The organism is Spirulina sp. LEGE 11439 (assembly GCF_059821285.1).
In genome coordinates this window covers 14,624-35,607 of record NZ_JCAMRX010000060.1, presented here as the reverse complement: position 1 = coordinate 35,607, position 20,984 = coordinate 14,624, and the positions used below count along the sequence as shown (strand labels likewise).

The window sequence follows — 20,984 nt, the reverse complement described above, 5'->3', positions numbered from 1 at the left end:
TTCTATCAAACCCTCTTCCCATGCCTTTTTGCAAGTTTTGTCCTGTACTGAGCTCGTTCCTTCCCAACTTCCACTGTGATGCACGTATTCATCGGTAATTTCCCAACCTAAGCCGTAGTTTTCTTCCCTGTCGCCATCATCCAATGTTCCGGGGGTAAATGCCAATTTTAAAGCGTCGAAAGTGATGAGTTTTCCGGTGCGTAACCCCCGATCGTACTTGACTAAATCTGCAATGGAACTGAAAATGTTACCATCGCCAGCAATAACAGAAGGAAAACTAGAAGGCTCTATATCGCCCTCATCGTCAACAATATAACCTTCGGCACGATCGCGAATGGTTTGCCCCAAATGACTAAAAACTACCGTATGAGTCATATCCAAAGGTGTAAAAATATTCTCCTGCATAAAGGTAGGAAAAGACTGTCCCGATACGCGCTGAATAATGAGGGCAAGGAGAGCATAACCGCTATTATTATATTCAAAGGTCAGACCGCGATCGCGATAAATATCCTGTTCATTGAGCCATTCAAGATGCTTCTCTAAAGTTAACTGGGAAAATTCTGCATCAGTTCCCTCCCAATCATCGCCAGTATAATCCGCTAAACCGGAAGTATGATAAAGTAAATCGGCAATAACAATCGGATTGTCTGGGTCAGGATCGACAAAATTAGGAAGATAATCGGTAATAGCATCTTCGAGATCGAGTTCCTCTGCTTCCATAAGAATTAATATTCCCATTGCGGTCATTTGTTTCGAGACTGATGCCAAATCGAAAGCCGTATTGATGGTGATAGGAAGCTGCTTTTCAACATCTCTAAAACCATAGCCTTTACTGTGCAGAATGTCTCCATTGAATATTACTAAAACAGCAACACCGGGACCATTTTTCACTAAGGTTTCCTCTACTAATTCATCAATAGCGGAGGTCAAATTACGATCGCTGATGGCGTTGCGATCGCTTTCCGTTGCAACCGTTATCGGTTTAGTCACTTGGCTGTCAAGGTTGCAACTGGGCAAAAATAAGACCGCCATGAGTCCGAGACTTGCGAACCAAGGTCGGAGAGTAGAGAATTTCATTTTGTTTTCCTCATGATGCGAAAATTCAGCAAAGATGCAGAACTAATGATGACCAAGTAAGCGATCGCGCAAATTTTTAATGCGATCTCGATATTTTGCAGCTTCTTCAAATTCTAGTTTTTTCGCCGCCTCTTTCATTTGTTCTTCTAATTGCTGAATGATATCAGGAATTTTTTCTAAAGGTAAATCGTCTTTGTATTCGTAAACTTGCTCTAATTCTCGCGTATTCAAGCGACGGGAAATATCCAAAAAGGATAAAATTGCATTATCGGATTGTTTAACAATGGACTTGGGTGTAATATTATGAGTTTTATTATGAGCCATTTGAATTCCTCGACGACGTTCGGTTTCATCAATGGCTTTTTTCATACTATCTGTAAGATTGTCAGCATATAAAATTGCCTGTCCGCGCACGTTTCTCGCTGCCCGTCCAATGGTTTGAATTAAAGATCTTTCTGCTCTTAAAAACCCTTCTTTATCCGCATCCATAATCGCAACCAAAGAAACTTCTGGCAAGTCCAAACCTTCTCGTAATAAATTGACTCCAATTAACACATCAAACACACCTTTTCTCAAATCCTGTAAAATCTCAATACGTTGGATCGATTGAATCTCAGAATGTAAGTAACGAACTTTAATTCCTCTTTCGTTAAAGTATTCAGTTAAATCCTCTGCCATGCGTTTTGTTAAAGTAGTAATTAAAACCCGTTCTTTTAGCACAACGCGATCTTTGATTTCGCCTAAGAGATCGTCAACTTGTCCAGTCGTTGGGCGCACAAAGATTTCCGGATCGATGACTCCCGTAGGACGAATAATCTGTTCGACAACGCGATCGCCAGAGCGTTCAATTTCCCAATTTCCGGGGGTCGCAGAAACAAAAATACATTGATTGACTTTATCCCAAAATTCTTCTGCTTTTAAAGGGCGATTGTCGGCAGCACTGGGGAGACGAAACCCATGTTCGATTAAGACCTGTTTGCGAGCGCGATCGCCATTATACATCCCGCGAATTTGCGGTACCGATACATGAGATTCATCCACGACCAATAACCAATCTTTGGGGAAATAATCTACCAAACATTCTGGCGGTTCTCCGGCATTTCTCCGCGCCAAATGTCGAGAATAATTTTCTACCCCATTACAATAACCTACCTCTTGCAGCATTTCTAAATCGTAACGGCTGCGCTGCTCGAGTCGTTGCGCTTCAAGGAGTTTCTCTCGCTTTCTCAGGGCTTCTAATTGTTCCTCTAATTCATCTTTAATATCTTGACAAGCAATCTCTAATTGTTCTTCTGGAGTCACAAAGTGACGCGCCGGATAAATATTCAATTGAGGTACAGTTTGTAATATCTCCCCAGTTACAGGATCGAGATAGCGAATGGCATCAATTTCATCGCCAAAAAATTCAACCCGAATCACTCGATCTTCATAAGCGGGAACGATTTCTAAAACATCTCCTTTGAGGCGAAAATTGCCTCGTTTGAGTTCTGTATCGTTGCGTTTGTATTGAATGGAAACTAAATCTCGTAATAGTTTGCGTTGATGGGTTTCTGCTCCCATTTTCAAAGAAATCGCAGCTTTCAGGTATTCTGAAGCAATCCCCAGCCCGTAAATACAGCTAATCGAAGCGACAACGATCGTATCTTTGCGTTCAAATAGCGATCGCGTTGCCGAGTGGCGCAACATATCAATTTCTTCGTTAATAGAAGCGGTTTTTTCAATATAAGTATCGCTAACGGGAATATACGCCTCGGGTTGATAGTAATCGTAATAACTAATAAAGTATTCCACGGCATGATCGGGGAAAAATTGCCGTAATTCATTACACAATTGGGCGGCTAAAGTTTTATTATGAGCGAGAACGAGGGCAGGTCTGCCCATATTGGCGATAACATGAGCGATGGTGAGGGTTTTTCCGGTTCCCGTCGCACCAAGGAGGGTTTGCATTTGATTGCCTTCGCGAATGCTTTGGGTCAGTTGCGCGATCGCACGGGGTTGATCTCCGGTCGGTTCAAACGGTGCTTTGAGGTGAAAGGTCATTTCAGTGAACAGTTATCGGTGAACAGTTATCCGTCATAGAGCAAAATTTTGCAGCATTTGAGGCAGTAATTTATCCTAACATACAAAAATACTAGCTAAAATCGGTAATTTCGATGATAATCTCTATGGCTCATCTCCCCAAAATCCATGCAATTAAACGTTGAAATACGCGGAACAGGATTTCCGATTTTATGCTTGCACGGTCATCCAGGATCCAGTCGCACCCTATCTGTTTTTACCGATCGCCTTTCTCAAACTTATCAAACCCTTGCCCCCGATCTGCGCGGATACGGTAAAAGTCAGACGCGAAAAGACTTTACGATGGACGCTCACATCGACGACCTCGAAGAACTGCTCGATCGCTACAGGATCGAGCAGTGCATGGTATTAGGATGGTCGTTAGGTGGAATATTAGCTTTAGAATTAGTAAGGCGATCGCCCCAACGTTTTACCCGTCTTATTTTAGTGGCCAGTGCCGCCCGTCCTCGGGGTAACCATCCTCCCGTAACGTGGCAAGATTTAACCTATAGCGCTATTGCTGGAATCGTGAATCGCTTAAAACCGGGTTGGCAGTGGAATATCGATACCTTTGGCAAACGCTCGTTATTTCGCTATCTCCTCGCGCGACAAACTCCTCTCGCCTATCGATATCTGGCAGAAGAAGGAACTCCCGCATATTTACAAACCGCCAAAACAGCACAAAGAGCGCTATCGAGAGCGCTCGCTGCGGGATACAATTGCCTTGACCAATTGGAATCAATTCAGATGCCTTGTTTGGTTTTGGCAGGGGAATGCGATCGCCACATTACTGCCGCCTCCAGTCAAGAAACTGCCCAATATCTCAAAAATTGTCAATGGTACTGCTATCCCGACACTGCCCACCTTTTTCCTTGGGAAATTCCCCAGCAGGTTCTTGATGATATAAACTGCTGGCTTCGAGATGCTCCCGCGTTTTCTCGGCTTATTTCTCTAAGAGGATAACCGACCGCTAAGGATGGGCTTCATCTCGCGATCGCGTTGCTCTCCCAATTTTTCATCAAAAATAGTCAATTCTGTGGGCTTCATCCGTGCGATATTTACGCGAATATCTTGCGCTCCTTCTTCCTTTAAGTCTTCGATATATCCAGGAGTCGTTTCTCGGGCTTCGCGATCGCTTAAAAACGGTCCGAAATAGTAAGTACAACAAGGATTATCCGTTTTTATTTCAACCCAATAGGCAAAGCCAGAGGATTCTAAAAATCGTATCAAAACATTTTTCATAATTTTCCTCGGGTAGCAGGACTGAATCTTAATGTTGGCATTATAACGCCATTACTTTACATTACTTAACTTTTTGGGACAACCCATCTTGTTATAGCTCGTCTTTTCTGAGGGTAACCGTTTCTGAGGACACATTTTACGGGGAAATTTTCTGAAAATTTCGCTGGCGAGAAATCTCATAAATCGCCATTGCCGCAGCAACAGAGGCATTCAAGCTCGGGGTCATGCCCAACAGAGGAATGGATGTCAGGAAATCGCAATTTTGTTCGACAGAGGAACTCAGACCCCAACCTTCGGAACCGATGACCAAGGCGATCGCGCCATTTAATTCGAGGGTATGTAGGGGAGTCTCGGCATCGGAAATCATCCCGTAGACCCAAAACCCCGAGGCTTTCAGTTCGGCGATCGCTCGATTCAAATTCACCACCCTAGCGACGGGGAAATGTTCCAAAGCCCCGGCAGAGGCTTTCATGACCGTAGAGTCGATCGCTGCTGCCCGTCGTTGGGGAATCACTAACCCCTGCATTCCCATTGCTTCGGCGGTGCGAATGATAGCGCCGAGGTTATGAGGATCTACGATACCATCGGCGACGAGAATGACCGGGTTTTCCGTAGCCTTGACTGCGAGGGCGATCGCTTCGTCGAGTTCGAGATAAGTATAGGGGGCAACTCGTGCCACAATGCCCTGATGGTTGGCTCCTTGTACGAGTTGGTTGAGGCGTTGGGCATTGGCTTCATCAACGATCGCACCGTTGGCTTTCGCGCGATCGATCGCTTCCTTAAAACGGCGATCGCGCCGCAGTTGGGGCAGTACCCAGAGGCGGTTGAGTTGGCGATCGTTTTCCAAAGCGGTCAGGACGGGATGGCGACCGTAAATCAGATCGCTTTTTGGAGAAGATGTCGAACTACCCATTAACTTAAATAACAAAAAATAAAGAACTAATTATTAATCTAATTCCAGCAAAGAAAATAACTCGTGCAAACGCTGAATATTGGTGAGATATAAATAACCGATTAAAGTTTCCCAACTCGTAGCTTCTTGATAAATCTCGGCATCGAGGCGTTGAGGTTTGCGATTGACGGCGTTGCGTCCTTGGCGTAGTATCTCTTTTTCTGATTCTGTTAAATGTATTAAAAGCGATCGCAACTGTTCCGCCTGACTTTCGGCACGAACCCGAGCGACAACGCGATCGTGATAAGCGGCAATTCGTCGAGGCGGCAGTAAAAAATGAGATCTTACATAAAGTTCGTAAACGGCATCGCCCAGATAAGCCAAAGCAGCCGGCGATAACCGCTCGATCTGAAAGGGAAAAGCAATGCGATCGCCCATTGACTGCAAGCGATCGCTCTTCCAATCCCTAACATTACCAGAATCTTGTCCAGACGGTTCTTTCACAAGTTTGACTAACTCTTAAAATGCGATCGCAAGAAAAGGAACTTCCTCAAATCAAAGTCCTTATTTTCCTTTCTTCTCCGATTTGCCAACATTCGCAATGGCAACATCTAAATTTTCTTGGAGTGAAAGAAACTTCTCCAAACGCACGAGTTTAACCGTCTGCGTGACTCTGGCATTCGTAACGATCTGTAAACTTCCACCTGCCGTCTGTGCTTTTTTCACAAGTTGCACCAAGGCACCCAAGCCAGAACTATCCACAAAATCAATTTGAGATAGAACCAAAATGACATCAGGTGGACCTTCGTCAATGTGCATCCCCAGAACTTTCCGGAAAGTCGGTTCCGAAAAAGCATCGAGTAATCCGGTCAGCCGGAAGATTTGATAGTTTTCCTGAATTTCCCGCGTGCCTCTTAAGCTCACGGTTAGATTAAGTTGCTCCGGAATAGCGGCCTCCTCACTGTGGGGTAAGAATTGAATCGTTTAGTATAAGCTATTATTGCCCATTTTTGACATTCTCTCCCGACAAAATCTTTGATTTATCGGGAGCTTCAAAACAAACTACTGTTTGATTTTGTCGGTCGGGTTTTTCCACTTTATTTTTTATGCTCGCGCATCAATTGCACAAAGCGATCGAACAGATAATCGGCATCGTGGGGGCCGGGGCTGGCTTCGGGGTGATACTGTACCGAGAAAAAGGGTAAAGTTTTATGGCGCAAGCCCGCTACGGTTTTATCATTAAGATTTAAATGGGTGATTTCGATGTCATCTCCCAAAGATTCTGCCGTGACAGCAAAACCGTGATTTTGGCTGGTAATTTCCACTTGTCGATCCAAACCGCAAGGTTGATTTAAACCGCGATGGCCGAATTTGAGCTTAAACGTTTCTGCCCCCAGAGACAACCCGAGAATTTGGTGTCCCATACAAATCCCAAACATAGGCTTTTGGCTTTCCCGCAAGACTTTCACCGTAGCGATACCTTCTTTGACGGCAGAAGGATCCCCAGGGCCATTCGAGAGAAAAATGCCGTCAGAATCAAGAGCAAGAATTTCCTCAGCAGGTGTATTTGCGGGAACAACGGTAATTTGACAGCCATAACTTGCCAGTCGTTTGAGGATATTGCGTTTCACGCCAAAATCAAGGGCAATGACTTTGAGAGGGGATTGAGAATCATCCGGACTGGCGGCAAATTCCCAGCCCTCTAGCGTAGTTTCATGCCATTCATAGGCCGTTTTCGTCGTGACTTCCTTGACTAAATTCAAACCCGCCATACTTGGGGCGGCTTGAACTTCATGGAGGAGTTTCTCGGGATCGAGAATTTCCGTAGAAAGTCCCCCATTCATCGCCCCTGTCGAACGAATTTTGCGGGTTAAGGCGCGGGTATCGATGCCATAAATGCCCGGAATGCCGTGCTGTTTGAGATAGTCGGGTAAAGATTGAACCGATCGCCAACTGCTGGGACGATGACAGATATTGCGAGCGATCGCGGCTTTAATTTGCGGGCGATCGGATTCTTCATCCTCGGGGTTAACCCCCGTATTGCCCAATTCGGGATAAGTAAAAACAATAAGTTGACCGAGATAGCTGGGATCGGTTAAAACTTCTTGATAGCCGCTCATACCCGTATTAAAGACAACTTCACCGATCGCAGTGCCGGATGCACCAAAAGCAAAACCTTGATAGATACTGCCATCGGCAAGGACGAGGAGGGCGGGTTTAGCCTGAGAAATCGGCATAGGATTAATTTGACAAGAGAGAAATTTTCAGTTAAATGACATTCTATCAATGAACAATTATCAATGAACAATTATCAATAAATCATCCCAACCCCCAAACCCCAACCTCATGACTCCCAAAAACTTTTTTCTTCGCAATATTTGGTATTACGGCTTACCCGGCAGTCGCCTCAAACGGGGAAAAATGTTAGCCAAGACATTATTGGGAGAGCCGATTTTATTCGGTCGTCGCCAAGATGGGAGCGTTTTTGCCCTGCGCGATATTTGTCCCCATCGCGGTATTCCCCTCAGTTGCGGGCGGTTTGACGGAAAAGAAGTCGAATGCTGCTATCACGGCTGGCGTTTTGATGGGGAAGGAAACTGTACGGCAATTCCCGCTTTGGTAGCAGGACAAACTCTGGAGCTAAAACGGTTTGGGGTGCAATCTTATTTAGTGCGAGAAGTACAGGGCAATATTTGGATTTATATACCGGATGCGACCAACCCCCAAGAACCAGACGCAGATGTGCCTCGGGTGGCCGAATTTGGCGATCGCCCCTATCAATTCCTCATGACCATGAATTTCCCCTGTTTTGTGGATCATGCGGTGGTGGGGTTAATGGATCCGGCGCACTCTCCTTTCGTCCATCGGGCTTGGTGGTGGCGGACTGAAGGCAATTTTCAAGAACAGGCACGGCTTTTTGTGCCTTCCCTCTACGGATTTACGATGGCGCGGCATAAAATCGATATTGTCACCCCCATGTATCGTTTTTTGGCCGGGGGGAGAGTCCCAGAAACCGAGATATCTTTTCGCTTGCCCGGGGTTCGCATTGAAGAATTGCGGGCAGGAGATTCTATTATTACTAATTTAACAGCAGTTACGCCCCTTACAGAAACAGAAACGGAAGTCAATTTTATTGCCTACTGGACGATGCCTTGGTTAACGCCATTAGTGCCTTTTCTGCGTCCTTTTGCCAAAGCCTTTCTCAATCAAGATCGCCGAGTGGTGGTACAACAACAAGTGGGTTTAAAATACGATCCGCCCCTCATGTTAATCAATGATTCCGATACCCAAGCCAAATGGTACTACCAAGCCAAAAATGAATTCTTTCGGGCTGTTGCAAACGGTCGCAAATTTGAGAATCCTGTCAAAGAACGAGTTTTAAAGTGGCGTGGGTGAATATCGGTTATCGGTTAGGCTAACTCATTTTTGAAACCAAAGTCTCGCTTAGAGACCAAACTCCGATCGCACGCGATCGCGATCTAACCAAGTCTCTAAATTTCGGGCGACTTGCAAAATCTTAGCCACATTTTCCTCATTGGGTTCGATCTCTGCTGCCGAAAGAGCCAGCTTAGCATTGGCTGAGCCACTGGTCGGACCGAGCAAAATGAGTTGCTGTCTTCCCAGATCCGTCGCTGAAACGGAGGAAAAGACTAAATTTTCAAAATCTTTCCCGAAGTTTCGCGCCTTGGCGATCGCGGCTCCGTGGGTTCCCGTACAGGTGGCAAAGGCTTGTTTTCCCACCAAGGGTGCATTAGCGGGAATTGCCGTCTCGGTATAGGTTGCCAATTGCCGGCAATAGTTGGGAATTTGGGCAATATCGTACCCTTGATGACCTCGTTGGTGCAGATAGACGAGCAATTGTTCTAAGGGGGTGTTTCCCGTGCGTTCTCCAATGCCCAAAAAGCTACCGCTAATGCAATTTGCCCCGGCTTCGGCGGCGGCGATCGCATTGGCCAAGCTCAAGCCCATATCATTATGACCGTGCCACCAAATTTCGATCTCGGTATTGGCAGTAAGATCGCGAACAAATTTTACAACTTGTGCGGCCCCTTCTGGGGTTGCGGCTCCGACGGTATCGCAAAGGGTCAGGACTTCCGCACCGCAAGAGATAGATGTTTCAATCGCCAACTGCAAGCGATCGGGAGGAGTGCGGGTGGCATCCTCGATCGATACCCCAAACCGCGTTTTTTGACCCCGCAGATACTCTCCCGCTTGGCGATTAATTTGTAAAATTTTGGCAAAATCCCACCCCTCTACATAGGCTCTCAAGGGACTGGGATTGAGCAAGAAGTCTGCCCAAACCTCGATTGAGGAAGCGCGATCGAGGGTTGCGATCGGTTCGAGGTCTTGAATTAAAGGACGGGCGAGAAATCGCGGGATAATGCCGAGGGCTTCAGTTTCGATATGACGAATGAGGGCTTGACAATGGGTCAATTCTCGTTCAGAACTGGCGGGAAATCCTAACATGGCGGCTTGCGTCCCCACCGCACGCGATCGCTTTAGGAGTTCTTTCTTTTCTTCGAGGGAAGGTTGACGCACAAAAGCCCCTTGCAATCCGTCTCGCAGGGAATCATCCTCGATTTTGACAGATTGTAAATGGGATGGGGATTCTGGATTCCAACTGTATAAAAACTGCTCGATTTTCGTCATGGGTTTTCAATCTGTAATATAGCCAGTCAGGGCAGATCGTGCCGCAATATAGGGAGAAGCAAGGTAAACGCTAGAATTGGGGTTGCCCATGCGTCCTTTGAAGTTTCGGTTAGTGGTAGATAAACAAACTTCCCCATCTCCCAAAATCCCGGAATGTCCGCCGTAACAAGCCTTACAACCCGGAGACTCAATCACCGCCCCCGCTTCGAGGAGTTTCTCGCTCAAATCCCTGCGAAAGAGTTCGCGATAAATTCTCATGGTGGCAGGAATCACCATCAGTTGCACCCCAGAAGCGATTTTCTGTCCTGCCAGTTCTTCGGCGACGGTCTGAATGTCAATGAGTTTGCCCCCCGTACAAGAGCCGACATAGACTTGCCGGACGGGGATTTTTTGCGATTTTATGGTTGCGATCGCCTCGACATTATCGGGACGGTGAGGCAATGCCACCATTGGTTCTAATTCTTCGGCACGATAGGATAAGCGGGCGGTGTATTCAAATTCGGGATCGGTAAAGACGGGTTCGAAAGATGCGGATGTTTGCGATCGCAAGAATGTTTCAGTTTTCTCGGACAGTGCCATAATGCCATTGGTTGCTCCAGCTTCAATCGCCATATTACATAGGGTCGTCCGTTCCTCAATCCCCAGATTGTCAATGGTAGAACCAACCAATTCTAAAGATTTTCCCGTTGCCCCTCCCAATCCCAAATCCCCCACAATCCGCAAAATGATATCTTTGGCCATCACTCTCGGCGGCAATTCTCCCTCGATTCGTACCTCGATCGTTTCGGGTACTTGAAACCAGAGATCTCCAGTATAAAAGGCATTCAAAACATCAATCATACCCGCCCCTGTCGCAAAGGCATTAAATGCCCCAGAGGTCGTACTGTGAGAGTCATTGCCCACAATAACTTGACCGGGTAGTGCCATTCCTCGTTCGCCGATAATTGTGTGGCAAATACCGTAATCTGCACCATAGAGGAAAGTTTTTTCAATCTTCTGTTCTTTCGCAAATTGTTCCACTGCAATGCCAAAATGACGAGCGGCAGCATCTTTCGCCGGAACTAAGTGATCTTGAAACAAGGCAATGCGAGAGGAGTCCCAGACTTTGGCATCTTGCCCGAATTCCCGATAAAATAGCTCGCGAATCCCGTACACTGTCGCATCGTGAGCGTAACACAAATCGATTTTTGCCTCGATAATTTCGCCACTGTTTGCAGTTCCTTTCCCAGAAGCGCGGGCGAGAATTTTGTGAGTCATGCTTTGAGGAATCATTGGTTAGCAACCTCCATGCGTTGTTTGGTGTAGTTTGTTAGCCCACCCGCCGCAATAATTTTCGTGACCGGACCGAAGTCGGGCATGGGATAGTTGTGACTTTCTACCGTAAAATAACCTTCATTGGCATCGATCGCTATTTCTTGACCCACAATAGACACATCAAAATCGTGAGGATAAACAATGGGTAACAGTAGCCCCATATTGATACAGTTACGGTAAAAAATCCGTGCAAAGGATTTCGCAATTACGGCGCGACAGCCTGCATAATATAATCCTTGCGGGGCTGTTTCTCGGCTCGATCCGCAGCCAAATTCTCGACCGGCAACAATAATTGTAAAAGGAGATTGACCTGTATCGGGATCGACAAAAGGGCGATCGGATTCGTAATCGATAAGGGCATAACGCGCGAGTTCTTCAGCATTTTTATAAGGCTCAAAACGTCCAGGAGCCATTACATCTGTATCGACGAAATCTCCACAATAAAAAGCGAGACCTTGTATTTTTTGAATGGTCATAATTTACTTGATTTCGCAATTAAAAAACATTACTTTTCTTGGTCATATTACTTTTGACTGATAACTGGTGACTGGTGACTGGTGACTGATAACTGATAACTGAATTTACCCCATATACGATCCACCATTCACATGAAGAACTTGTCCGGTTACAAAACTACTCGTTTCTTTAGCAAGATAAAGACAGGCTTCTGCAATTTCCTCCACTTTACCAATCCGACGGACGGGTAGTGTTTCGCTAAAATGTTGATACCATGTTTCTAAATCGGGATAGTTTTCAGTAATACGAATCGTATCGATCACACCGGGTGCTACGGTGTTGGCTGTAATACCATGTAAACTTAATTCATAAGCAAGTCCTCTTGTCATACCGTGCAGCCCTAATTTAGCTGTTATATTATGAACGCGATGATTCTCGCCACAAAAGGCATCGTCGCCAGAAATATGAATAATTCTCCCCCATTTTTGAGCGATCATTTGGGGCACAACAGCACGTGCTAAATAAAATGCTGCATTCAGATTTGTGTTCAATACTTTATGCCAATCTTCAATTGAAATGTCTAAAAATTTTTGTTTGGGTCGAAGGGAAACATTAGAGACAGTAATATCAACTTTACCAAATTCTTTGATGGCGCGATCGACCATTGACTTAACAGCATCAGGATCGCCAACATCGGCCATAATTCCGATCGCTTGTCCTCCTGAATTCCGAATTTCTGCAACGACAGTTTGCACGGTTTTTTCATTGCGATGACCATTAATAATAACATTTGCCCCATTTCTAGCAAATAGTAAAGCGATCGCTTTGCCAATATTTTGACCAGAACCTGTCACAATCGCCGTTCGCCCTTGTAAGGGTTGATTTAACTCTGTCATTGCTCTCTATTAACTTGCATCTAAATCCTTCATATTCATACGGTAAAATACTTAATCTTTGATTTAATTTAATGTTTTTTTAATTTAATTGATGTTACAATTCACAACATTTACTGAGAGGAAATTGAGTGATAGAATCTTTACAGAAACAATTATCTTTAAAAACTCGAACTCTGACTCGAGAAACTACAATCGCGATTGTGGCTCTATGTATTTCTAGATTAGTCATGTCTTTTACGCCACTTTTGGTTAAATTTAGCGATCGTGAAATTGGAGTTAATGTTACTGTATTTTGGCGCGAGGCCATTGCTTTTATATTGTTAGGAGCAATAGAAGGCAGTTTATTTTTCAAAAACGCCTCGACAAACAACTTGAGCGAGATTCCCAATCAAGATCGCCAAACACAAAATGAACAACGAGATACTCAGAAAAAATACACTCCAAAAATCATAATGCTATTATTGGTAACAGGAATTGTTGCCACTGCTTACATTATGCTTTGGATGTGGGCATTAGATTTCACAACCGTCACCAATTGTACAATTATTGATTGCTGGTTGCCTATTTTTACTACATTAGCAGGATGGCTCTTTTTAGGTCAAGTTTTCGATCGCACTTTCTTAATCGGAATGGCGATTACAATTGGAGGGACGCTAACCATTGGGTTTAATGATTTTTCTCTCACAACTGTCAAAATATATGGAGATTTGCTGGCATTATTAAGCATTGGTGCATATGGAATTTACTATCTTTTAGTCGAACGACTGCGAGAAGAATTAGATGTAAAAACTATTTTACTGTGGCGTTGCGGCATGGGAACGGTTATTGTATTGCCGATTTTATGGATCGCGGACGATCGCATTTTTCCAGACTCTTCTACTGGGTGGATTTTAGTAATCAGTTTGGCTTTTTTCAGTCAATTTATTGCCCAAGGATTGACAATCTATTGCCTCAAAAAATTATCTGCTGGATTCGTTGCCCTATCTATGTTGGCAATTCCAGTTTTAAGCGCGATCGAAGCCGGAATCGTTCTTTCAGAAAGACTAAGTGTGCTGAATTTTATTGGAGGCACCTTAGTTCTACTCGGAATGTATTTAGCAATTTCCGCCAGTCAAGGCGCAATTAAAGAATAATAAAGTAAGGAAAAAAATGTCCGATCTGCCAACCCCAATCCTAACATTTCGCCCGATGGGTATTGATAAAATTTCTACCTTGTTGGCAGAAAATGCCGAGCAATCGCCCCTAAAACCCATTTCCCTCGCTTTTGGTCAATCAGATTTTCCCATTCAAAAATACGTCGATCTGAGTTTACCCACTGCAGAAGTAGAGACATTACTCGGTTATGGCGATATTTGCGGACAAGCATCTCTACGAAACAAAATTAGCCATTTTTATAGTTCTACTTTTGATGTCGATATCCCGCCACGACAAATCTTGATAACCGATGGAGCAACCGGAGCATTAGTCTTAACATTGGGGTTGCTGGTGCGTCAAGGGAGTGAAGTGATTATCCCTACCGTTGGCTATCCTGCCTATGCCCGCATCGTGAGAGTTTTGGGAGGAATTCCCATTTTTGCTCCCCTCGACGAGGAGTTCAATCTCGATCGCGATCGCCTCTCTGATTTGATAACATCCAAAACGGCTGCCATTCTCGTCAATTCCCCCGGCAATCCCTACGGAAATATCACCAGTCGGGAAGCATTAGCAGAAATTGCCTCCTGCGGCATCCCAGTCATTTTCGATGAAGTTTATCAGTGCATGACCTTTAGCCAGTCTTTTGCCCCCAGTGCCACCCAACTCCCCGGAGAGCATTTTATCGTCAATGGCTTTTCTAAATGCTTTGCCGTACCGGGATTGCGCGTGGGTTTTGCGATCGTGCCGTCTTGCTATGTCGAGGCAACCGAAAGTTTGAAAATTCTCTTCAATATTTGCCCCAATCTTCTCGGACAAAAGTTGGTCGAAAAACTACTCGAGCGATCGCAGACCATAATCGAGGCACATCGTCGCTACTTGGTTCGCTGTCGCGATACTTTTTTGCGTGCCTGCTTGCGTTATAACCTGCCTTTAGCAAACTATCCCGAGTCGGGATTTTATGGCATTATCAAACTGCCCGAGGCGATCGACTCCATTACGGCAGCCCGAAAACTGGCCGTCAACTATGCGGTTGCAACTGCACCCGGAATTGATTTTGCCCCCAAAGAACCGGGCTTTTTGCGAATTAATTTTGCTTGTCATTCGACGAATGTAGAAGAAGCAGTAAAGCGCATTGCTCAATGCTTGCAAGAGAGCGAATAATGAAAAGCAAGATACCATAACCCATACCTTAGAGCAGGGAGAGTCAACCATCTTTACTTTTACAGTCACTTCAGCCCGACTTTTCCTCAATCCTTCAGGAATCACCGATCCGAGTGACGTAGATTATTTTAGTTCTTGATGAACATCACCCCACCTACAGAACCGCATCACCCAATCAAAACGGGAGCGTATCTATACTTGAAGATAAGGGGATTAATTGTTGCAAACCCTTACGGGGGTTTAATTCAGAGTGCGGTTGTTAGTGTGGGGGCTGACATAAAAACAGTTCTTACCTTTCCCCGATTTTCACCGATCGCCAGCGAGAAGTCATTATGCCAACACAATCTTTTTCCATCGATTCCCGAGAAACCGATCGCCTATCGACCGAGGCAGAACTCAATCCCACTCAGCTAGAGGTTGAAGGGATAGACGCGATGGAAACGGCCAAACGGTCCAATCGCAATACAACGGATTTGGTACGCTTATATTTGACCGAAATCGGTCGAGTCCCGCTTTTAAAGCGCGATGAAGAAGTCGCCGAAGCCCAAACCATTCAACGTTATGTCGGCTTGTTGGACTTGCGCCGCGAAATGTCCGCCCGAGCCGTTCAACCGGAATTATATTTAACGTTGAAGGTGCTTTTGCACTCAGATTTAACAGAAGACTCGTCTCAAACTTTATGGCTGCTCTATCTCCTCTATCGCCATCAAGTTCAAGTGATGCACCATTTCGTGACTTTAATTGAGGCGCACGATCGCCTTGCGGCTCAATTGGGTCATCGTCCTTCTTGGGAACGTTGGGCAAAGACTGTCAACCTTGATGTGGCAACCCTCAAAACTCATCTCCCTCAAGGGAAGGCTTATTGGGCAATGCTGGCAGAGTTGGAGGTTAAAGAACTCGAAGATCTGCAAAAATCCGGTCTCCGCGCCAAGGAACACATGATTAAGGCAAACTTGCGCTTGGTGGTCTCTGTCGCGAAGAAATATCAAAATCGTGGTTTAGAGTTGTTGGATTTAATCCAAGAAGGAACTCTCGGTTTAGAACGGGCGGTCGAAAAGTTCGATCCCACGAAAGGTTATCGTTTCAGTACTTATGCTTACTGGTGGATTCGTCAGGGAATTACACGCGCGATCGCGACTCAAAGCCGCACTATTCGCCTGCCGGTTCATATTACAGAGAAACTGAACAAAATTAAAAAAGCACAACGCAAGATTTCCCAAGAACAGGGACGCACGGCGAAAACAGAGGATATTGCTAAAGAACTGGATATGACCCCGGATCAAGTGCGCGAAGTCTTGTTACGGGTACCGCGATCGGTTTCTTTGGAAATTAAGGTCGGCAAGGAAAAAGATACGGAGTTAGGGGATTTACTGGAAACCGAAGAAGCCTCTCCCGAAGATAATTTGATGCGGGAGTCATTAATGCGGGAATTGCAAAATCTGCTCTCGGATTTGACGACACGGGAACGAGAAGTGATTCAATTGCGTTATGGCTTAAAAACTGGCAGTCCTTATTCTCTCGCGGAAATTGGCCGCGCTTTAGAGTTATCTCGAGAACGAGTCCGACAAATTGAAGCCAAAGCCTTACAAAAATTACGCCAACCGAAGCGACGCAACCGCGTTCGGGATTATCTGGAAGCAATGAAGTAAACTAAATTGATGATTGTGGGGACGTAAATTTTACGTCCCTACGATGTTTTAAGGGCAATCTTGGGATTTCAACAAACTGGAGCAGGCAGCAGCAGATAGGTTTACACAGTATGTCCAATCGACCTGCTGGGGGATTTAGGAGGTGAGTATGTAATACCAAATCCAGTTACCACAGACTATATTCACGCGATCGTCTGTAGACGGGCATTGCATACAACGCCCCTTGTATGTAGAAGGATGGGAATATCTTCTCCGCAATGCGGATTTGGTATAACTCCTACATCATCAGTTTTGCTTTGACCGTACTTGACACTTGGTTACCATCTATACTAGGGTAAAAAAAGAACGATTTTTTAGGACTATATCAGCTTATAATCCTTGTCATTACCTTATTATGTTTAATTTGGTTACCTAATAATGGCCACTGGAATTGCAAGACATCAACAAGAAAAAGCCCTTTCAGCATGGGAATTTCATGGAGAAATTTCCTCTCTCCCTTGCAGAGTAGAAAAAGCATCCCTTAGTTATCCTCACAAAGCATCTATTGAAAAGTTGCTTAAAAAAGAAGAAAGACAATTCGGACAAGTCTCAGAAAGCAGCTTTGAGAGAGTTGATTTAATTCCCGAAAACTCATTTATTCTGGATGATAATTTTTATGTCTTAAAACAACTCATTGAACAAGGAAAAAAAGCTCGTCTATTTTATCTTGACCCACCCTATGGTACTGGATTTCATTTTCAATCCAGAGACTTAAAACTGTCTTATGAAGATAACATGGGTCAGGCTGAGTATATTGAGTTTATGCGTCGAAGACTTATTCTTATGAAAGAATGCTTATCTGATGATGGATCGATATATATCCATATTGGACATCAAATGCTTGGCCATCTTAAGGTCATTATGGATGAGATTTTTGGAAGTGAAAACTGCCAAAATATTATCACCAGACGCAAATGTAGTAGCAAAAATTTTACCAAGAAAAGGTACTCAAATATCAATGATTTCGTATTATTTTACTCAAAAGGAAAAAAATATGTTTGGAATCAACCTGGAATAGAACCTAACAAAGATTGGATTGAAAAAGAATACCCAAAGATTGATAAGTATGGCAGGAGATATAAATTAGTTCCTGTTCATGCTCCAGGCATCAGAAATGGTGAAACGGGAAAAGAATGGAGAGGAATGATGCCTCCACCCGGCAAACATTGGCAATATCCTCCGGCAAAACTAGATGAAATGGATAAGAATGGTGATATACATTGGTCTAAAAACAACAATCCTCGTCGGAAGGTTTATCTAACCTCTAACAAGAAAATTCCTTTAACAGATTATTGGGAACAATATAGAGATGCACATCATCAAAGCGTAAAAATTACAGGTTACCCAACTGAGAAAAATTTGGACATGTTGAAAATGATAATTGCTACAAGCTCTAATGTTGGTGATATCGTTATCGATCCATTCTCGGGTTCTGGCAGTTTCCTGCATGCTGCCCGCGATCTCGATCGAAAATACATTGGTATAGATGCGTCATTCACTGCTGCCGAAACAACACTAAGAAGGATGAAGTATGGTACTCAACAAATGGGTGACTATGTGAAAAAAAATAAAGAAAAAACAATACTTTTACCTTTAAAATACGATTTCTTAAAACAAGAATGCCAATTTATCACAGAAGAACAGCTATATAATGTTTATCAAAATAACATTGAATCTATTGCAAAGATCTAGCGTTCAAGCCATTCTTCCGTAAGACGCTTAGAAGCCAGCTTCAATGTTATAACTCTCACCCTTCCATCCCATTCCCCATCTAGCGAACAGGCTTCTTCCCATGTATCATTGTGCATCAAACCAGGACCATCAGATAAAAAGATTATTTTCAGTTTCGATTTAGTAAAAAGATCGAATTTTTTTGCCTTTTCAACTTTGTTTGAGTTTCCACCAGTTCTATCATCTGACTGTGCACCACCTCGAGTAGAGTCATATCTAGCAAAACCAATTGCAACAACTTCTGTATTGAGCTTCTTTCTGATTGCAAAATCACATGGATAAGAACCTCTATAATCTGAATAAATTTCTGATAACTCTATATCTCGACCCGCTCCTCGCGGCCCTTGAATTGTATACAGTTCGGAAAATTCCTCTTCAAACCAATCAAAAAATGCTTCTGTTAGTTGATATCCCAACTGCCCTCGGGTGTCATATTCACCCATTAAAGCTGCTAGAGCATATTTATGTTCTGGTAGCATGGAAGCAAATTGCTTCTTCAATTTTTTAATGGGTTTAAATGTATGACCGTATGTACTAATCAGAGTGGCTGTGTCTACTTTTCTAATCTTTTTTGTTGTTTCGGTATCCAAAACTGGTGATACACAACGACGATACATTTTTAGAAGTGCCATGCGTTCATTAGCCGGACGAGTCGAAGAGCGAATAGAACGAAGCACATCAGCACTGGTTTCAGAATTTCGTATTATCTCGCAAAATAAATCAATGTGGCTGCTGTATTTGTCCAACAATACATCCAAAATCTCAGGGAATCTTATAGTGCTATCTATCGGGGTGATGACCTTGCTAACATCGGTTATTTGCCGCAAAAAACTATCGTTTGTCATGATTTACCTGCCGATTGAAACTCTGCTCATAATTTATAAAAGATACAAACATGTCAATTTTGATTTATCTCCTATCACCATCATCTAATCTGAGGTAGATATACCTCCATTTTCTGATTTTGAAAACCCTTGGATAACAAGGGTTTTCAGGTGAATTTCTCCTTGTGCGAGTTTAAGCGATCGCGCCTTGGGGATGAATGCGTTCTTTTTGCTGCATGGATGCACAGAGACGATTCAAAGCACTAATATAGGCACGGGCAGAAGCGACGATAATATCGGTATTGGCGGCATGACCCGAGTAGGTGCGTCCTTCATGGCGCAGGCGAATAGTAACTTCTCCCATCGCGTCGATCCCTTCCGTAACAGATTTCACGGAATATTCGATCAATTCGTTGGGAAGATTAACCACCCGGTTAATGGCTTTGTAAACCGCATCCACGGGACCGGTACCGATCGCTGCATCGCTCAATTCTTCCCCATCTGGAGTCAGAAGGGTAACGGTTGCGGTCGGTTTGGCGCGATCGCCGCAGGATACCTGCACGAATTCAAGGCGATATAATTCGGGAATCTTTTGGATCTCATCATTGACGATCGCTTCGATATCCAAGTCGGAAATTTCCTTCTTTTTGTCAGCGACATCTTTAAAGCGTAAAAATGCTTTATTGAGTTCGGTTTCTGAGAGTTCAAAGCCCAAAGTTGCAAGGCGATCGCGGAAGGCGTGACGACCGGAATGTTTACCCAAAACAATGAGATTTTGCGTCAAGCCGATGGATTCGGCATCCATTATCTCGTAAGTGAGCTTGTTTTTGAGTACCCCATCTTGGTGAATGCCAGATTCGTGAGCAAAAGCATTGGCACCGACGATCGCTTTATTGGGTTGCACGGACATTCCCGTCAAGTTAGAGACTAAGCGAGATGTTTTGGCAATTTGAGTGGTGTCGATTTGAGTGAGAGGGGCGGTCGATTCGGCGGGACGACCGAGGAAAGGATTATAATATTGACGACGGACGTATAAGGCCATCACCAATTCTTCAAGGGCTGCATTTCCCGCCCGTTCGCCGATACCATTAATGGTACATTCAAGCTGTCGCGCCCCATTTTTCACCGCTTCAAGGAAGTTGGCCACCGCTAAGCCTAAATCATTGTGACCGTGGACGGAAATAATGGCTTGGTCGATATTGGGGACGTTTTCCTTAATGCCGCGAATGAGTGCGCCAAATTCGCTCGGGGTGGTGTAACCGACGGTATCGGGAATATTGACGGTAGTAGCACCGGCGGCGATCGCTTTTTCTAACACTTGATACATGAATTCTGGATCGCTGCGGGCGGCATCTTCAGGAGAAAATTCAATATCATCCACAAAGGATTTAGCATAAGCCACCATATCTGGGACAATTTCCAACACTTCTTGGCGAGTTTTCCTAAGTTTGTATTGCAAATGAATGTCGGAGGTGGCAATAAAGGTGTGAATGCGAGGTTTGGCGGCGGGTTTGACGGCTTCGGCGGCGCGGGCGATATCATCTTTTCTGGCTCGGGCAAGACCGCAGATCGAAGGACCTTCTTCGGTACCGACTGTCGCAGCGATTTTCTGCACGGCTTCAAAATCGCCGTTACTGGCTCTGGGAAATCCTGCTTCAATGATATCTACACCCAAACGTGCCAGCGATCGCGCAATGGTCAGCTTTTCCTCAGTATTCAGCGTCGCTCCGGGGGATTGTTCGCCGTCTCGGAGGGTGGTATCAAAGATCAGAATGCGGTCTTGTTCGTTACTCATGGTGTTTTCCATCAAAGCGGATACTACATATATTTCAGACTAGCAAAGTTTAACGCGCAAATTCCA

Annotated in this window: 19 protein-coding genes; 6 read left to right on the top strand and 13 right to left on the bottom strand. The window is 44.5% G+C overall.

The window, feature by feature from the left end; translation table 11 throughout:
* Together AC6RV6_RS25945 and uvrB are read right to left on the bottom strand one after the other, a co-directional pair.
* On the bottom strand, positions 1-1,077 hold a 1,077-nt coding region (locus AC6RV6_RS25945), incomplete at its 3' end, for a serine hydrolase domain-containing protein (RefSeq protein WP_500243787.1).
* Positions 1,078-1,119: 42 nt separating this feature from the next.
* The gene (gene uvrB, locus AC6RV6_RS25940; protein WP_500243786.1) at positions 1,120-3,117 is read right to left on the bottom strand and encodes an excinuclease ABC subunit UvrB; all 1,998 of its coding nucleotides are present in this window, start codon (positions 3,115-3,117) and stop codon (positions 1,120-1,122) included.
* A gap of 147 nt (positions 3,118-3,264) precedes the next feature.
* Between uvrB and AC6RV6_RS25935 the strand changes: the two genes are divergently transcribed.
* Positions 3,265-4,098, top strand: coding sequence for an alpha/beta fold hydrolase (locus AC6RV6_RS25935; protein ID WP_500243785.1), 834 nt, complete (start codon positions 3,265-3,267; stop codon positions 4,096-4,098).
* Here AC6RV6_RS25935 and AC6RV6_RS25930 read toward each other — a convergent pair.
* The 5 genes from AC6RV6_RS25930 to carA all read right to left on the bottom strand — a co-directional run bounded on the left by AC6RV6_RS25930 (position 4,087) and on the right by carA (position 7,506).
* Complete coding sequence (locus AC6RV6_RS25930; protein WP_500243784.1) at positions 4,087-4,377, bottom strand: DUF1816 domain-containing protein; 291 nt, start codon at positions 4,375-4,377, stop codon at positions 4,087-4,089. The two genes, AC6RV6_RS25935 and AC6RV6_RS25930, sit on opposite strands and share 12 nt — an antisense overlap.
* Before the next feature lie 136 nt (positions 4,378-4,513).
* On the bottom strand, positions 4,514-5,290 hold the full coding sequence (gene rlmB, locus AC6RV6_RS25925) for a 23S rRNA (guanosine(2251)-2'-O)-methyltransferase RlmB (protein WP_500243783.1): 777 nt from the start codon (positions 5,288-5,290) through the stop codon (positions 4,514-4,516).
* 33 nt (positions 5,291-5,323) lie between these two features.
* Positions 5,324-5,707 carry a Mini-ribonuclease 3 gene (locus AC6RV6_RS25920; RefSeq protein WP_500243788.1) on the bottom strand — a complete coding sequence of 128 codons (384 nt, stop codon included), beginning with the start codon at positions 5,705-5,707 and terminating at the stop codon, positions 5,324-5,326.
* A 126-nt stretch (positions 5,708-5,833) separates the two neighbouring features.
* Positions 5,834-6,193 (bottom strand): STAS domain-containing protein, encoded by a 360-nt coding sequence (locus AC6RV6_RS25915; RefSeq protein WP_500243782.1) that lies wholly within the window; start codon positions 6,191-6,193, stop codon positions 5,834-5,836.
* 173 nt (positions 6,194-6,366) lie between these two features.
* The gene (gene carA, locus AC6RV6_RS25910; RefSeq protein WP_500243781.1) at positions 6,367-7,506 is read right to left on the bottom strand and encodes a glutamine-hydrolyzing carbamoyl-phosphate synthase small subunit; all 1,140 of its coding nucleotides are present in this window, start codon (positions 7,504-7,506) and stop codon (positions 6,367-6,369) included.
* A gap of 109 nt (positions 7,507-7,615) precedes the next feature.
* Between carA and AC6RV6_RS25905 the strand changes: the two genes are divergently transcribed.
* Entirely contained in the window at positions 7,616-8,665 is a 1,050-nt protein-coding gene (locus AC6RV6_RS25905; protein ID WP_500243780.1) for a Rieske 2Fe-2S domain-containing protein, read from the top strand.
* 48 nt (positions 8,666-8,713) lie between these two features.
* On the opposite strand, the gene AC6RV6_RS25900 is transcribed toward AC6RV6_RS25905, so the two are convergent.
* From AC6RV6_RS25900 to AC6RV6_RS25885, 4 genes are all read right to left on the bottom strand, one after another.
* Complete coding sequence (locus AC6RV6_RS25900; RefSeq protein WP_500243779.1) at positions 8,714-9,919, bottom strand: hydroxymethylglutaryl-CoA lyase-like TIM-barrel protein; 1,206 nt, start codon at positions 9,917-9,919, stop codon at positions 8,714-8,716.
* A gap of 6 nt (positions 9,920-9,925) precedes the next feature.
* Positions 9,926-11,191, bottom strand: a complete 1,266-nt coding sequence (locus AC6RV6_RS25895) for a 3-isopropylmalate dehydratase large subunit (protein ID WP_500243778.1) — start codon at positions 11,189-11,191, stop codon at positions 9,926-9,928.
* Complete coding sequence (locus tag AC6RV6_RS25890; protein WP_500243777.1) at positions 11,188-11,709, bottom strand: LeuD/DmdB family oxidoreductase small subunit; 522 nt, start codon at positions 11,707-11,709, stop codon at positions 11,188-11,190. Before AC6RV6_RS25890 ends, AC6RV6_RS25895 begins: the two co-directional genes overlap by 4 nt.
* Positions 11,710-11,814: 105 nt before the next feature.
* Positions 11,815-12,585 carry an SDR family NAD(P)-dependent oxidoreductase gene (locus AC6RV6_RS25885; RefSeq protein ID WP_500243776.1) on the bottom strand — a complete coding sequence of 257 codons (771 nt, stop codon included), beginning with the start codon at positions 12,583-12,585 and terminating at the stop codon, positions 11,815-11,817.
* Positions 12,586-12,713: 128 nt separating this feature from the next.
* Here AC6RV6_RS25885 and AC6RV6_RS25880 point away from each other — a divergent pair, with 128 nt between their 5' ends.
* The 4 genes from AC6RV6_RS25880 (at position 12,714) to AC6RV6_RS25865 (ending at position 18,260) form a co-directional block, all read left to right on the top strand.
* The gene (locus tag AC6RV6_RS25880; RefSeq protein ID WP_500243775.1) at positions 12,714-13,718 is read left to right on the top strand and encodes a DMT family transporter; all 1,005 of its coding nucleotides are present in this window, start codon (positions 12,714-12,716) and stop codon (positions 13,716-13,718) included.
* Positions 13,719-13,734: 16 nt separating this feature from the next.
* Positions 13,735-14,880, top strand: coding sequence for a pyridoxal phosphate-dependent aminotransferase (locus AC6RV6_RS25875; protein ID WP_500243774.1), 1,146 nt, complete (start codon positions 13,735-13,737; stop codon positions 14,878-14,880).
* A 332-nt stretch (positions 14,881-15,212) separates the two neighbouring features.
* Positions 15,213-16,529: an RNA polymerase sigma factor SigC gene (gene sigC / locus AC6RV6_RS25870; protein ID WP_500243773.1), complete on the top strand. Its 1,317-nt coding sequence runs from the start codon at positions 15,213-15,215 to the stop codon at positions 16,527-16,529.
* A 417-nt stretch (positions 16,530-16,946) separates the two neighbouring features.
* Entirely contained in the window at positions 16,947-18,260 is a 1,314-nt protein-coding gene (locus AC6RV6_RS25865) for a site-specific DNA-methyltransferase (RefSeq protein WP_500243772.1), read from the top strand.
* On the opposite strand, the gene AC6RV6_RS25860 is transcribed toward AC6RV6_RS25865, so the two are convergent.
* Together AC6RV6_RS25860 and AC6RV6_RS25855 are read right to left on the bottom strand one after the other, a co-directional pair.
* Positions 18,257-19,144 (bottom strand): hypothetical protein, encoded by an 888-nt coding sequence (locus AC6RV6_RS25860; RefSeq protein ID WP_500243771.1) that lies wholly within the window; start codon positions 19,142-19,144, stop codon positions 18,257-18,259. The two genes, AC6RV6_RS25865 and AC6RV6_RS25860, sit on opposite strands and share 4 nt — an antisense overlap.
* Before the next feature lie 172 nt (positions 19,145-19,316).
* Complete coding sequence (locus AC6RV6_RS25855) at positions 19,317-20,918, bottom strand: 2-isopropylmalate synthase (RefSeq protein ID WP_500243770.1); 1,602 nt, start codon at positions 20,916-20,918, stop codon at positions 19,317-19,319.
* Positions 20,919-20,984: the final 66 nt, after the last annotated feature.

Excerpts from the sequence above, each read along its gene's own strand:
- uvrB (WP_500243786.1), bottom strand. The coding sequence starts at position 3,117 with ATGACCTTTCACCTCAAAGCACCGTTTGAACCGACCGGAGATCAACCC.
- AC6RV6_RS25935 (WP_500243785.1), top strand. The coding sequence starts at position 3,265 with ATGCAATTAAACGTTGAAATACGCGGAACAGGATTTCCGATTTTATGC.
- AC6RV6_RS25930 (WP_500243784.1), bottom strand. The coding sequence starts at position 4,377 with ATGAAAAATGTTTTGATACGATTTTTAGAATCCTCTGGCTTTGCCTAT.
- rlmB (WP_500243783.1), bottom strand. The coding sequence starts at position 5,290 with ATGGGTAGTTCGACATCTTCTCCAAAAAGCGATCTGATTTACGGTCGC.
- AC6RV6_RS25920 (WP_500243788.1), bottom strand. The coding sequence starts at position 5,707 with ATGGGCGATCGCATTGCTTTTCCCTTTCAGATCGAGCGGTTATCGCCG.
- carA (WP_500243781.1), bottom strand. The coding sequence starts at position 7,506 with ATGCCGATTTCTCAGGCTAAACCCGCCCTCCTCGTCCTTGCCGATGGC.
- AC6RV6_RS25905 (WP_500243780.1), top strand. The coding sequence starts at position 7,616 with ATGACTCCCAAAAACTTTTTTCTTCGCAATATTTGGTATTACGGCTTA.
- AC6RV6_RS25900 (WP_500243779.1), bottom strand. The coding sequence starts at position 9,919 with ATGACGAAAATCGAGCAGTTTTTATACAGTTGGAATCCAGAATCCCCA.
- AC6RV6_RS25895 (WP_500243778.1), bottom strand. The coding sequence starts at position 11,191 with ATGATTCCTCAAAGCATGACTCACAAAATTCTCGCCCGCGCTTCTGGG.
- AC6RV6_RS25890 (WP_500243777.1), bottom strand. The coding sequence starts at position 11,709 with ATGACCATTCAAAAAATACAAGGTCTCGCTTTTTATTGTGGAGATTTC.
- AC6RV6_RS25885 (WP_500243776.1), bottom strand. The coding sequence starts at position 12,585 with ATGACAGAGTTAAATCAACCCTTACAAGGGCGAACGGCGATTGTGACA.
- AC6RV6_RS25875 (WP_500243774.1), top strand. The coding sequence starts at position 13,735 with ATGTCCGATCTGCCAACCCCAATCCTAACATTTCGCCCGATGGGTATT.
- sigC (WP_500243773.1), top strand. The coding sequence starts at position 15,213 with ATGCCAACACAATCTTTTTCCATCGATTCCCGAGAAACCGATCGCCTA.
- AC6RV6_RS25865 (WP_500243772.1), top strand. The coding sequence starts at position 16,947 with ATGGCCACTGGAATTGCAAGACATCAACAAGAAAAAGCCCTTTCAGCA.
- AC6RV6_RS25860 (WP_500243771.1), bottom strand. The coding sequence starts at position 19,144 with ATGACAAACGATAGTTTTTTGCGGCAAATAACCGATGTTAGCAAGGTC.
- AC6RV6_RS25855 (WP_500243770.1), bottom strand. The coding sequence starts at position 20,918 with ATGAGTAACGAACAAGACCGCATTCTGATCTTTGATACCACCCTCCGA.